This window comes from Granulicella sp. dw_53, from assembly GCF_018449545.1.
Taxonomy (GTDB): Bacteria; Acidobacteriota; Terriglobia; order Terriglobales; family Acidobacteriaceae; genus Edaphobacter.
The window spans coordinates 1-14,130 of sequence record NZ_JAAVUR010000029.1; the positions used below are offsets into that span (position 1 = coordinate 1).

At 50.5% G+C, this 14,130-nt stretch carries 10 protein-coding genes; 2 read left to right on the top strand and 8 right to left on the bottom strand.

The window, feature by feature from the left end:
- Nucleotides 1-350: 350 nt before the first annotated feature.
- From HB393_RS24255 to HB393_RS24270, 4 genes are all read right to left on the bottom strand, one after another.
- Nucleotides 351-1,517 carry a sulfatase-like hydrolase/transferase gene (locus tag HB393_RS24255; protein WP_213807809.1) on the bottom strand — a complete coding sequence of 389 codons (1,167 nt, stop codon included), beginning with the start codon at nt 1,515-1,517 and terminating at the stop codon, nt 351-353.
- A gap of 419 nt (nt 1,518-1,936) precedes the next feature.
- Nucleotides 1,937-3,328 carry a class I SAM-dependent methyltransferase gene (locus tag HB393_RS24260; RefSeq protein ID WP_213807810.1) on the bottom strand — a complete coding sequence of 464 codons (1,392 nt, stop codon included), beginning with the start codon at nt 3,326-3,328 and terminating at the stop codon, nt 1,937-1,939.
- A gap of 953 nt (nt 3,329-4,281) precedes the next feature.
- Complete coding sequence (locus tag HB393_RS24265) at nt 4,282-5,403, bottom strand: glycosyltransferase (protein ID WP_213807811.1); 1,122 nt, start codon at nt 5,401-5,403, stop codon at nt 4,282-4,284.
- Nucleotides 5,400-6,386: a glycosyltransferase family 2 protein gene (locus HB393_RS24270; RefSeq protein ID WP_255551576.1), complete on the bottom strand. Its 987-nt coding sequence runs from the start codon at nt 6,384-6,386 to the stop codon at nt 5,400-5,402. The genes HB393_RS24265 and HB393_RS24270 overlap by 4 nt, the downstream gene beginning before the upstream one ends.
- 401 nt (nt 6,387-6,787) lie before the next feature.
- Between HB393_RS24270 and HB393_RS24275 the strand changes: the two genes are divergently transcribed.
- Entirely contained in the window at nt 6,788-8,065 is a 1,278-nt protein-coding gene (locus HB393_RS24275) for a polysaccharide pyruvyl transferase family protein (protein WP_213807813.1), read from the top strand.
- Nucleotides 8,062-9,540, top strand: coding sequence for an oligosaccharide flippase family protein (locus HB393_RS24280; protein ID WP_213807814.1), 1,479 nt, complete (start codon nt 8,062-8,064; stop codon nt 9,538-9,540). Before HB393_RS24275 ends, HB393_RS24280 begins: the two co-directional genes overlap by 4 nt.
- Nucleotides 9,541-9,615: 75 nt before the next feature.
- On the opposite strand, the gene HB393_RS24285 is transcribed toward HB393_RS24280, so the two are convergent.
- The 4 genes from HB393_RS24285 to HB393_RS24300 form a co-directional block, all read right to left on the bottom strand.
- The gene (locus HB393_RS24285; RefSeq protein ID WP_213807815.1) at nt 9,616-10,791 is read right to left on the bottom strand and encodes a glycosyltransferase family 1 protein; all 1,176 of its coding nucleotides are present in this window, start codon (nt 10,789-10,791) and stop codon (nt 9,616-9,618) included.
- 188 nt (nt 10,792-10,979) lie between these two features.
- On the bottom strand, nt 10,980-11,885 hold the full coding sequence (locus HB393_RS24290) for a right-handed parallel beta-helix repeat-containing protein (protein WP_213807816.1): 906 nt from the start codon (nt 11,883-11,885) through the stop codon (nt 10,980-10,982).
- 254 nt (nt 11,886-12,139) lie between these two features.
- Nucleotides 12,140-13,060: a LysR family transcriptional regulator gene (locus tag HB393_RS24295; protein ID WP_213807817.1), complete on the bottom strand. Its 921-nt coding sequence runs from the start codon at nt 13,058-13,060 to the stop codon at nt 12,140-12,142.
- 223 nt (nt 13,061-13,283) lie between these two features.
- Nucleotides 13,284-14,099 (bottom strand): helix-turn-helix transcriptional regulator, encoded by an 816-nt coding sequence (locus HB393_RS24300; RefSeq protein ID WP_213807818.1) that lies wholly within the window; start codon nt 14,097-14,099, stop codon nt 13,284-13,286.
- Nucleotides 14,100-14,130 lie beyond the last annotated feature (31 nt).

Below are 14,130 nucleotides of genomic sequence, written 5' to 3' on the forward strand. Positions count from 1 at the left end.
GCCCTATGAATACCTCTGCAAACTCTGGACTCAAACCCCTGACAGATTTACTCTCAACCCAATCCATCAAATGCCGGGACTAAACACCTAGTGCGGGCGGATCCTTCTGCCTCTGACGGAGGTAATGAGTGCCATTGTTTCGAGCACATAGTCGACGCCATGAGCCGGACACGTACTCGTGGGAGATCCCCTGGGAATGACTATGCTATGTCACCAGGATAGCTCAGCATTACTATAGAGGAAATGAAACTAGGTTTTTCTGAGATGCCCTAAGGGTAGATCGTATACGTTTAGACTGAAGTTCTGATCCGCACCATGACCCTTCAGAATAGACCCTTTTATAGGGCTTCCTACTGCCTGGCAAAGGCCGCAAGACCTTCAGTCGAATGGATTTGGCCATTGAGGATGCCTTGAAGTAGCGCACGAGTTCGAATGGCAGAAAAGGGCGTCTCGATGCGGAAAGGCTGTTTCTGCTGGGGTATTTTGACGATGTATGCGGGTCTATCATCAAACTGGCCTCCATGACTTGCGACCTGATCCTCAGCAGTCCATAGTGCAGATTCGACCCATAATAACTGGGTTCGCCAGGAGTGATCTCCCATGATTAAAATCGTGGAAGAATCCCATTCATTGCGCTGCTTCAGTAATTTATAGACATGTCCAAGATACTGATCCGCAAGCGCAAGATTGTCGATGTACGAACCCTCATTCAGTGCGAATCCACCCGTTTTGCGATTATAGATCCCACCAGGATGCGGAATCGGCATATGTAGAAAGAGAAACTCGCTGGAAGAATCGTTCAGCAATTCATCGCCAGCCTCGAGGAGTTCGCGATAATCACTGATATGAAACTCAGTTCCTTGATCATCCAGCGCACGCTTGTTGTTTCGCGAAGCGAAAAGCCTGGCTATAGATTCTAAGGAATCTTGTAGCGGCGCAATGGCGTTTGCGGTGACAGAAGCTTCCCCGATCAATCCTGTAGGCGTTAGCTGGTGAGACGTCCAGTAGCAGCGATCTATGACTTCGGAAAGAATCCTACAATATGGGTTGTACCATCCAGCAACGGCCGTGCTGTAGCCTGCATGCAGAGCGTCCTGAAAGATCGTTCCATGCTGATTAAATAGGTGCCAGTGGTTGAAAATCGGATCGTGGGATGAGAGTCTGGCGCCGTCTACAGAAGAGCGGATATGATCCACCGGTGATCCAGCTATTAATGAGGGAACCACGTTCTCGGTTAGTATTCCAGCAGGAACGACATGTGTGAAGACGGTCGATTGTTGGGCAATATTGTCAAAAGTAGGCAGATTCAACCCTTCAAATCGATGTTCATAGATTTGCTCATAAGAAAGTTCATCGAGCAGTATCCAAATGATCCTTGGCTTCGATCCTGCTTTGGAGCGTGTCATCTCAACGGGTTGATGATGTAGTGAAATCGGTGTGTTCAAGTCGCGAGCTTGCCAAAAACACCAAAGCAGCTGACTGATAGTGATAGCACCAAAGATTGCGGTAAAGCCCAATAGTGTTGCTGCTAAACTCTGTATTCGCTGGAATAGCGGCACGAAAGATGACCGCCAACACATCGTCATAGACAGCAGGCAGAAGGCGGATCCGAAGAATAAGGTTCGGCTTACCCAATGAGGCATCAACCAGGCTTGCATCTTCGCCCCGATCTTCAACAGGGTCCAAGGGCCCATCGCAATTAATACAAGCCACACTCCCAGAAAAAATCTGGGTAATCTCTGGACTATAAGAAATAGCCCAGTCAAAGTAGCCCATAGGACGATTATGTCTAGGAGAACTCCAGCAAAGATTGACCCTACGGAACCGCTGCTGTGATAAACCATTAAATGCGCTGGACTAATCAACGGGCCAATCAGCGGCAGGCAGAAAAGAACAGAAAGTCCGAGGGCGCTAGCTGCCGGGTGCAGCAACAACCTCATGCAGGGCGCCTTTTCAGGTGAAACAGTATGCGACCATTCGCTAAGGTGAGTTCATCGGTGACGCCGAAGTACGCAGCAAATGCTTTTCGAAAGGCGGATTCGGTGATGTGGTTGTAGATGGTTTCGCGTCCGCGCATGATCTCGACATATTTCGCGTCTGTTGGAGGCACCCATTCCACAATCAAGCAATCGGTCGTCAGGCGATTGCAAAGCCTCGCGATATGATCCAGCGGAATCTGACTGCTGAGCAGCAGATGATGCAGCACCGCGAGCATCATGACCGTATCGAACTTTCCGTCGCAACGACTCAGAAAAGATGGATATTCTCGGTTTTCCCAACCGATCGCTGGCGTGGGAAAAGCAAGATCTATGCAAAGAGGGAGTACGTTCTTTGCCCCTTTTCTGGATAGGCGGTCAACTGTCTGTGGGTCGCTGTCGATGGCCACTACTTCCGCATTCAATTCTGCAGCAAGAAGAGAATAAGTTCCGGTATTGCATCCAACATCGAGCACTCGCAAAGAATTACTTCTACTCAAAGCACGAGCAACGAAACTCCGCTTATTGGAATGGTCTTCATCGTTGTAATGAGAAGAGGTATCAGTATAGTCAGACCAGTGAGAGGAGTTTGAGGTGAACGAAATTCTCCTGATCTGTGCCTCCAGGCGGCATAGAGATTTTAGAAGAATCTCCTTCACAACATCAGGTTCTTTGAGAAAATTGGCTTTCTCCCCGACTTTTACAGAACTGGTAAACTTTGCGAAGAGCACCGGAAGGGTAACGGAGGAAAGCGCAGGTTGCTGTATGCGTGTATACCAAGGAAGAGCTGAAAAGATATTCTCTGGTTCATAGCCGTCTCGCCGTATCAGGGTAGCCTGAAGTGGCCAGCCTAGTTTCGTATTTGCAAGCATGGGCAGAAGAAACGTGCGGATGAACTGTCCGTACGCGTGCCATACCGGTTGGTCCCAATTGACTCGCTGAATGGAAAGCACATCGACAAAAATTGGATCGGCTCCCCGAAAGAGAACGTTGAGCGGAGTTGCATCCTTCAATATCCAACCTTCTTTTAGAAGATCTCGGCAAAGGGCCAGGGTTAGCTCTGCCGCGGCCCGCCACGAAACAGGCGGCCATTCCCATGGGTATGATGAAAAGAAGATCAATGGATGGCTCATGAGAAGCATCTGCGAAGCGGCGTCGCGCGAGATGATCTCACTTGCAATCAACCGTCCGGATCTCACTAGGTCTCGCGCAAGCGGCAGATCTAGAAAAGCCTGTACTTCTGCGTCATGTGGAGCCCGCACCGAGCGATAGACTCCATCCGGGCGAATTTCTAAACTGCCTGCGGGATCACGGAACGTAGCGAGCAGAGGCAGAGTTGCTCCAGCACTCAAAGAGAAGCTCCAGACTCTCCGCTCTCAGTTTTAGGTTTGATAAATAGCGCTTTCAAGCGGCGTCGAAAATAGTAGAGTGCGCCCGTGACAAAGGCACTGACACTCTGAAACACCAACAGACTTGAACCTGGATCCACGTAACCATAGGCCGGTCGCTCCAAAAAAGAGGCGACAGAAAACAAGAGTGCAATGGTAACGATCAGATATTTAACCCGCAAAACCATGAAAAACCTCAGCTTAGGCTTGGAGAAATAATGTTTCAAGAAAGTAAACACTGTCGATCGTCAAAAGTTTTGTTCTCTTTTTGATTAACTTTGGATCTATAGCGGTTTAGCTTTATAGTGAATTGAATAAAAACATTCCACCATATAAAGGCTTCATTTTGACAACTGAGACTTTGGGCGATTGAGCGAAACTGCAACGCAGCTATGCATAAGTTCTCAAGCTTTCTTGGCCTAACATCCATGTATTTCAATTGCGGCGCGATGCTTCATGAAGCGTCGGCCCGATGTGCGTAAAGACGGAATTAGGTTAACTCCCAAGTTTCCCGAGCACCGTTTTCCCATTCGCTTGTCGGGTCGTGATAAATCGCAACGCACTCGGCGAATAGGGAAGAAGCTTCCACATTCTGGGTTCTGGGCAATTGTGGGACCGGAAATAGCTCGTGTCTACGCAACAGTGGATATCGGAAAAGGGCCTCAAATCTCGAGGTGCACACTAATGTGCCCTTTTATTCCCTAGGGACACGGGACGGGGTCAAGCGCACAAACTGGCACGCCGGAACCGGTTCGAAGGCCTTGGCTTGCCACTCATGGATTAAACGGGCGATGAGGTGCGGCGCGGCTGCCAGCGATACAGCCCCCTCCGTGAAAGCCTCGGTTGCTTCAGGAATAAGTTGCAAGAGAAAAGACGAGCGTAGATGTGGATTGCCTCTTGCCTCGGGAACAGGGTGCCTATCCTCTGATTTGTACGTTGCACAAAACCTCATCCCACTGCCTGGCTATTTTTTCTGGCTGGTATTGAGCAGCACGTTCAAATGAAAGCCGCGAATAGTGTGCATGAATGTCAACATCGGTCAGGAGAGAGGACATTGCGTGTCCGAGAGCCTCAATATTTCCAAATGGCACTATGATGCCGTACCGTCCCTGTTCCAGGATTTCTGTTGGCCCCGATGCCGGCGAACCGATCACGGGCAGACCAAGTGCCATGGCTTCGAGATAGACACGGCCAAACCCATCCAGACGTGCAGGTGCGGCGAGTGCCTTAGCAGCTTTGAAAAATGGAAATGGATTATGTTGGTAGCCTGGTAAAAATACCGAATCTTCCACGTTTAGAGAATGGGCCAGCTGCTGGAGACGAAGGCGATCCCTTCCATCACCAAGTATCACGAGTCTATGATCCACACCGCGGGAGCGTACCTCGGCATGCGCTTGAACGAGGAGATCGAATCCTTTCTGATCGTTTTGAAGACGACCGACTCCAAGGATGAAAGGTTTTGTCAGCAATTCATTCATTTCAGGGGATACGCACGCTGTTGCCATCTCCCTCACTTCTTCAAGATTCACGGGATTGTGGATAAGATGTTTCTTTGAGCAGCGAATAGTAGTGATTCGATCTGCTGCAAGTGAACTGCCACTCGATGGGACAACTACAGCGGCAAATTGTGGATACATTAGCTTCGACACCATCGAATGCCAACTTGGAAGGGATTGCAAGTAAATATCGAGATCGGTTCGAATCCAGCCGACAAGTGGGATCCCTAATATGCTCGCTGCGATCCATGCGACATAGGATGGGAATGTCTCCATTGCCCCAACGATCGTATCCGCGCGACTGCCCTCCGTAATTGCCCTGGCTAAAATCGATGGTAGCTGATACCGAATCCTTGCCCCGTTCTCAGAACCCCAGGACAATCTGACATCTGCTGGGACACGATCCAGGTGAATCCCAGTTCTTCGCAGAAGAAATAAGCTTGGCTCGATACGGCGACGGTCTAAACGATTAAGAAGTTCGAGTAACGATCGCTCTGCGCCGCCTCCAGCCAGGTCCGACATGATGAACAATACGCGTTTCATTGACGCTTTGAATGCGTGTCAGAGCGCCCTCTTAAGTCTTCCGAGATGGATGCCTGTTTTGGCCTAGCGCCGTCCGTCTGTCTGAAAGCTCTTCCGCTTTCCATTTTCTTGCCGGCATTGACGCCATGAGGTGGATATTCAAACCAGCCGCGGATCCGCCCCTTAAAGGAGTTCCAGTAAAATCGCATTTGCAGGGTGTTGCCAAAGAGCAGTGACTGCGCCGTTCCACCTAAGGCTCGGATCCAAGTCTGCAGCGCGTAGGGGAGAGGATAATTGTATTTTCGCAAAACATATCCGAATGATCTTCCTTCCCCAAATACAACGGCGATTCGCTTTTCATCGTGATTAGGCAATGCTTCATGAAAAATGCATATCTCAGCGCAGTAGTACAAGATCAAATCAAGTTTCATTATTCGGATTAGGTACTCAGAATCTTCCGCTCCCAGCATTCCGGTGGCGGAGCCCCGTCCTAGATTCGTATCAAAATATCCGTTCATCTGCGTTGCAGTGCGGCGCAGAAAAATCGTGACGCTAGACGACCGATGCCACACGTTGCTCAGTTTGATTCTCCCACTTGCGGAGTCATACCACGGATAGCCTTTTGTTTCAGTTGGGTCGACGAGCCTGCCTGTAAGACCCGCCCAATCGGAATGGAGCATCAGAAGATTGGCCACAGTTTCCAACACATCCGACGCATACCAGCAGTCATCATCAGGAAATGCAATGATTTGGCCAATGGCATGGTCAAGTCCAACATTCCGTGCTGCCGACAAACCGGAAGGTGATCGCACATGCAGAATCGGGAAGCTCAATTGAAATGGCTCGAGACTCTCAATTAGAAATCCTGGCGCATTTTGATCCACGATAACAACTTCAAAGTTCTGGTATGTTTGTTCCTCAAGTGATCTAAGCAGTTTTGCCAACTCGCAAGTGCGCCCTAACGTCGCAACGATGAGAGAGAAACTAATGGTGGACCTGTTCAATCGAACACTACCTTGTTTACAGCGATATATGACTTACAGGAGCTTTCAAGCAGAAACCTGGCTAACTTAACTGAGGTTGGTCCTCAAAAGCATTTTCGCTCGCAGGACCGCCCCAAACTGGGGCGAAATCAATATAACGCAGTTTCCGAAGATAACACGATCAAAATCGCTCATCTCAGAACATGCGTGTTCTGGAATCGAACGACAAATAAAAGCTTTATGTGAGGGGCCTTCTCGTTTGAGATCATACTGGTCCGTACCCTGTACACTCGCTGAACAAATTGGTTTGAAAAGAAGTCGACCGAAGACATTTTCCTAACTTCCATTCAGATGCCGAGCCTTGTTTCGAGCTCGGCTAATTATGAGGCGTACAGACAAACCTGTCACCCGGCTCGAATACTATGCGAAAGATCCTAAAGAAATTCAAGACCGTCCTCAAAACGTTTCCGTCCGTCCACGGGCGATATCTCGATGCGGCTTTTCGTTGGAAATCATATAAAATCGCGAGAACTTGGACGAATCTTCCCAATTCGGGCCTTTCCAAGGCCCAGCCCGAGACTCTCATTTTTAGCCGTTATGGCACCGAAACCGTAGGAAATCACTTAATCCAGCTTGGCCTTTTGCGTGTGTTGTTCGCGGTATCCCCTGGGCGGCCTGTCTATTTACTGAGTACGGAGATAGCTACAACCGAAGCTGGCTTACTTGGTCTTCAAGAGCTATTGAGTCTAACACCAGATTCCGCTCCTCTTGCTCATTTCATCGAAAAGAACGTTTGCGTTGTCGGGGAAGAGAAGATCTACACCATAGCCAGAGGGGACCTTCTCATTCTTGGAGGAGGACCAATTATGGACGATCCCGAGCTCACTAAATGGCATCTCTGGTTTCAGTGTGCGCATCGAGTTGGAGCGCGTATTATGATTGCCGGATGCGGGCTCGGACCGCTCCGGAAAGCCGGACCAATTTCAATAGTTGAAGCGATGGTTTCGCTTGCAGATACCGCTGTCATTCGCAACAAACCCTCATCGAACTTCATATCCGCGACGAAATCACCCTTTAGCGTCGCACTTGACCCAGCGTTTCTCTGCATGCCTTTTATTGAGCCCCTGGTGGGCGCCAAAAAACGATTACTTGCAATTAACACTCGTAGGATCGGCTCTGACTGCGTGGCCGATCGTGTTATCTCGGACGACGACGTCTCTGAGATGGTCCTGAATCATGCTCTCTCGCTCGAGAAGTGGACCCATATAGAAGAGGTCATGCCGTTCTCAACTTGTGAGCATGTGAGTGCTCCGGACTCCATGCTCGCAAATCGGGTAGCATCCGCCATTGCGCGCGATTTGGACATCCCCATCCACCCTTTGCCGGCGACCACAGTGATGGGCATTATCAATGCTCTACTTCCAGCAGAATATGTTCTGTCCACACGGATGCATGGCTTCATTATGGGTCTTATGTTGGGTTGTCGATCCGCGAATCTTGACTACATCAGCGGAGGCGGCAAGGGAGCTGAGCTCTATCGTGATTGGCTCGGACGGAGTTCCTCTCCTTCACTCTTTGATCCCGGCAGCCTCCACCGGGAGGATTTCCTCTTATTGGACGATCTCAAAGATGTACTCGCCTCGATCGATTCGCTGCTGGAAACCTATTCCTTGGCCATTCGCCAAGCATTGGCTGAATGATGGTTCATCGCCCGTATGAGGATGAATCTTCGATTGTCCCTTCAATGAGAAGGCGGCTCGCACGCGGATCTAGCATTTATGGAATCGCCAACTTTGCTTTGAGGGCATTAGGTTTTATCCTCTTTGCCATCTATTCCCGTTATCTTCCTCCTAAAGATTATGGGGTTGTCAGCATCGTAGAGAGCGTCGGGGTCGTTGTTGGCATTCTCGGTGGCTTAGCTCTGGAAACGGGAAGCCGCCGCCTTTACTTCCACTTCGCTGGTGATGCTGAAAATCTGGATAGCTATATCGGCACCGTGAAATATCTCGCTATAGCCGCAGCTGGTGTAGCCCTCATCGTTTCGTTTGTACTTGGTCCATTCGCGACTTCTCTGATCGCCCCTTCTTGGAGAGTTCACTTTTTCCCCTACCTTGCTCTTCCGATCTTCACCGCAATCGCTTCGCAACTGCTTCAATGTTGTTTGGTGATTTACCAGTGCCAGGAACGGGCCTTTGCATACAGCGGTTTTGTGGCCTTACAATCGCTCTCTAGTAGCATTCTTACGTTCTGTTTAGTAGTGTGGATGCGCCACGGTATCATGGGCCTGCTCATCGCTCGTGCCCTCGGAGCCTTCGCCACCCTCGTGGTTGCGATCTGGTTCTCGAAAACCAGAATCCATTCTCGCCCTCGTTGGACCTACGCTCAGGAGACCCTCAGAATCTCCGTTCCGCTCATTCCACATGCTCTGATGGCAGTTGCTCTAGTGGTCGCCGACCGTTTCATCCTTCAACATTACCGTCCACTTAGCGAAGTCGGTTTGTATGCGCTCGCTTATAACATCGGAATGATCATGACGTTGTTCACAGCTTCGCTTACCCGAGCTTGGACTCCGTTGTTCTATTCCATGCTTCGTCAGGGTGAGGGAGATCGCAAGTCCATTGCGGAGATTCTCACGGATATTGTCATCATACTTTCGTTAGTGGCAGTCGCTGGCGTCTTACTCGCACCGCTTTGTATACGATGGTTCTTTGCCACACCTTACTGGCCCGTAGCGAAGTTGGTGCCCGTTGTACTGGGTGCCTATCTCTGTCACTCCCTCTTCGCGCTCCTTCAGCTCTCTGTTATTCAAGCGAGACGTACCCCCCTAGTGAGTATTGTCAGCGGGGTAGCGCTCGCGCTCAATATTGTATTAAACCTTGTTTGGGTTCCCACATACGGTATGACTGGCGCGGCTTATGCAACCCTGGCGGCATACATTGTGGAATTGTTATTGATTGCGGTCGTTGCGCACCGACTTCTACCTCTTCCAAGAGGCGGCGTGCGTTCCACCATGGCCTTATTCATTTTTGTTGACGTTTTAATTTGGGCCGGCATACAACCCCAGATTCCACAATTATCCGCTGCTTTCATTTTGCTCATCTTCGTATGTTCTCTCTTAGGAGGTATTTGGTGCTTTCAGCGCGGCAGGCAACGAATAAAGCAGATTTGTGTGTGACTGCAATGTCGATCTTTTGATTATTCCAGAAGTACCCTACGCCATTCCCGAAACAGCACATATAAGCTTGCCCATTCAACCAAAACGTAATGGGTAGGCACCCTTGGGATATTCATGGCCATCAGCTAACGTGTCTTTATAAAGATTGGCAGTCAGGATCGCGGCTTCACACCATGTGAATTTGGCAGCTTGCTGTATTGCTTCCTCGCGCAATTGTTGCCGCAGAGTAGAGTTCGACAGGAGCTCCTCTATTGCTCGTAGAATCTCGGGTTCGTTGGTAGGATCAACCAAGAGTGCGGCTTGACCTGCCACTTCGGGCAACGATGATCTGTTACTAGCGACCGTAGGGACACCGCAAGCAAGTGCCTCAAGTACTGGAAGTCCAAAACCCTCGTAGAGGGATGGATAAACAAAGACCCTAGCTGCGGACATGAGCAACGGTTTGTCCGCCTCGGCGATGAAACCGGTAAAGATCACCCGAGATTCAAGATTTAAATGACGAATTCTCGCGAAGAGAGAATTGCACATCCACCCTCGCATTCCCACAAGTACCAGAACTAGCTCGGGATGGCATTGGGAAAGAAGTGCAAATACCTCGACGAGTCGATTCAGATTTTTCCTAGGTTCTATCGTACCGACGTGAAGGATAAAATCAGTTGGCAAGCCATATTTTTCCCTGGCTCGTTTGATGGAATCGGCACTGAGGTCGGAGCGAAAAGCCTGGCTCGCTCCATGATGGATGACAGAGATCGAACCCTTCGGAGAACCCAAGCGGGCAATGCAGTCACGCTGCGCAGAGTGCGAAACGAACACGAGCGCATCGGCGAAGCGAACCGCCGCGCGAATGAATAACCGAAAATATAGCACTTTGAATGGAACATGGACCTCGGGCATATTGAAGAACGTCATGTCGTGCAGGGTCACAACTTGCTTCGCGGCAAAGCGAACGAGGGGAAACGAATAGTTCAAAGAGTGAATTACGTGGATGCGAAATTTAAGCAGTAAGAGAGGAATGCCGAATTGCTCAAGTAGAAATCGAGCTGGCAATTTTCGGAACAACTTTGCAGGTATCCAAATCATTGTGACATTCGGACAGTCGCTATGATCGAGATCCGGATCGTCGTCCTGTGCCAAGATATATAGATGCAACGGCCTATTAAGGCCCTGTAATTCTTGAATGAGATTCTTGGCATACACACCGACACCGGCTTTATTCTTAGTGATCGCCGTTGCATCTATAAGTACTTTCATAAAGTTCACACATCAGACCACGTTCTAGTGAGCAACGCCACAGATTTCGTTGCCCGCCCGGAAAATCCAGCACCATCTGTTCTATTTCCGATCTGAGTATTAACCCTCTATGGTGGAAATGGAATGACTTGCGCTGCCAACCGGGCAGCGCAAGTGCACGACTACCATGAACATCGTTGTCCTTTTCGTTACTGCAGTGGGATCGTCGCATTGGGTATCCCACTGCCGGGATTCGCGTTGTTTCCAAAAGATGAGATTGTCCCATTCGTTCCGATCGCGAATCCAACAGTATTGCTGAAGAGAGACACGTTCGTCGCGCGGATTGAGGATACAGATCCTCCTCCACCCGACTGTATCCCTGTTCCGAGATTATTCGCTGCCGTCGAATTAGTGATACTCATCGTCGCACTTCCACCATTACCCACCACAGTGAAGCCTGCCGACGCATTGCCGTTGGCATCGCTGTCCCGCACGGCCGTTCTGCTGAAATCGCCGGAAAATATTCCGTTTCCATTATTCGAAAAATGGGAGTTAGCGATATTCGCCCGCACAATGCCACCTGTGCCCATGATGTTAAGACCATTACCCGTATTGTCTTGACTTATCGTGTCGTTGATAAAGACCTGCGCATTCGCACCCGCAATAATATTGATGCCGTTCAGAGTAAAGTTTGCAATCGTACAGTGTTCAATGTGAAGTGTCTTTCCAGAAGTCATTCGGATGCCATCCAGTCCGGTACCTACGCCTTGAATGGCGAGGTTTCGAAGCGTCACGACATCAGTGGCGGGGGCGGTGATGATGATCGCATTGGTGTTGGACGCTATGATTCCACTTAACTGTCCGCCACCATCGATCGTAACGGCTTTGGTGATGGTAACGGTACCAAATGCTCCAGGGTCAAGGGCATCAATTTCCCCACCTGTAGCAGTCTTTGAGATGGCTCCTGCGAACGTTTTGCATGGTGCCGTACGGCTGCAGGGGTTTGCATCATCCCCCACTCCTGAAACCCAGGTGCGGGTAGCCTGGGCCTGCGCACCGGTGGTGGCAAGCAGCGAAATAGCGATAACACATAGAGCGAGTCTAGGTTGTTTCATCGGGATACTCCTGCGGTGCATCGAAATGGTTGGTGAAAGGGGGAGGTTGGATTTCTTGTGCGCGAGCATGCTACTCCGCTCTGGGCGAGAAAATATGGTTCATATTGCTCACGTCGCTGGGGATTCCTCTGATCCTCGTTGCGCGAGCATTCATACTGCTAATCTTCTTCATATACTCAGCAATGGCACGACTGTACCGGACACTGCAACTTAGCGATACGGTCGGAACGTTCTAGGTGGAGAGCCGCACGTCGCTAGCTAATTTCAATCTTGAGAGCCGAAAGCCGCGAGAAGAGATCATCGACGAGATCCTTGAGATCGCCATACCTCTGATCGCGTCGCATGAAGAGCACAGTTTCGATTCCTAGGTAACGATCGGTCAATGGCTTGAAGACAGTGCCTGCATGGGTGATATGTGCAGCGGAGCGAGGTAATAGAGCGATTCCGAAGCCGTGGGCCGCGAATTCGAGAGCGTGAGCCTCGCTTTTGACTTCTCGGAAGAGGGGTTGCACTCCGAGACTGCCGATATACTTCATGACTCGTGCATAGTAGCGAGGCTGCAATGATCGAGGCATCCAGAAGACCATCTCGCGGTCGAGATCGTGCACCGTAACGGCCGCCTTCGGGGCCAATCGATGATTCCTCGGCAAGCAGACCGAGAATCCTTCCCGGCCAACACGCTGCACCCACAGGTCGCGATCCGAAATTGGACCGACGCCCAATGCAGCATGAAGTCTTCCCCGAAGGACACGTTCTACTAACTCCAGCGTATTCGCAGCCTCCAGCACGATCGCGGAAGGCTCATCCCCGGGACGACGCACTGGACTCAAACCATTGAGGAGCGGCAAGAACGCACTATGGGTATACGGTGAATAGCCTATACGGTAGGGGCCAATTTCTATCTGTGCTTGAAATCGAGCAAGATCCCAAGCCCGCTCAGCATGCATCAGGGAAAGAGATGACTCCTGCACGAAAAGTCTTCCCGCCGTGGTCAGTTGCACGTTTCGCGTTGATCGATCAAAAAGCTTCACTCCGATGCTCCTCTCAAGAGACGAGACCCTTCTGGTGAGTGAGGGTGGTGTAATACCCAGCTTCTTCGAGGCCCGGATGAAATTGCCTTCCTGTGCAATGACGACGATGAGTATGTTGAGGTCCAGTGGATTCTTGCTCTGCATGGAAACCTATCTTTGCCGATTGATCTGCGGCGCCACTGACAATGTCTTCAACGTCGGACTATCCGCAGAAATTTCACTTAGTTCTTCTTTCGCGGCCCAACTCGGCCGTGCGCGGAAGAATCAGCCGTCCGGATTCAGCGCACTGAGTGAGCCTACTAATTCTCGACGCTTGCGACAGCTGTCGATCGCCTCGCGTCATGCCCGCTTGGAAAGCGGGGTGATTTCAGGTCGAATTCGATTGTCCTACAGGGGAAAGGCGGTCAAAGATGAGACTTTTGGGAAACCCAAACCGAGTCAGCACACGACTAACCATGCCCACGATCTCTACCTCTTGCCTGTATCGCCATCTTTGGTGCGACACTCCGGTCACGGCAGAAGGCACCAGTGTGAGCCACTCCTGTTTCATGTCCAGCTCACACCAGCCGCAATGATAACCATCGTGTGAGCGAAGAAAATAGATAGGACGGTCAAAGATCGAGTGAAAGGTCTTCCCTCGCTTGATCGTCCGAAGGGAAGGATCGATCTCGACCACCGCTCTTGGCTGCACAAATGGGACAAGCGTGGTGTCGTTCGCTCCGAGGATGCCGAACAGCGATTTTGGACCACGCGAGCGCCTGGCACCAGACGGTTGGTCTTCCCGGCCATGCTGTGAAAGCGAGGGTAAAAGAGTTGTAACGGGAAAGTAGGCTAACCAATTCTCTGGTGGCAAGAGTGGATCTCCGAAATCAGTCAAATCCTTCAGAATTGCAGCAGGCATGGCGGGAAACTGGAAATGCAATGCCTGGGTGCCCATGTCATTGGGAATGACCTCGTCGGTGAGTTCCTCGTGTGACACTCCGTAAACCGCTAACAGCGATTGCAATCGCTTGTGCGTGATCGAGTGACGCTCGCGTTCGATTCTGCCAAGCCAACTGGCGGAGATTCTCCGCGACGTATCGCCATACCTATCCGCAATTGTCCCGGTAAGCTTTTCCACCTGCCGGAGTGAAAGATTTCGTTGTCTACGGATGGTCCGTAACTTTCGTCCAATGCCGCTCATTAGCTAACCTCTGCGTAAAGCTCGACTGCGC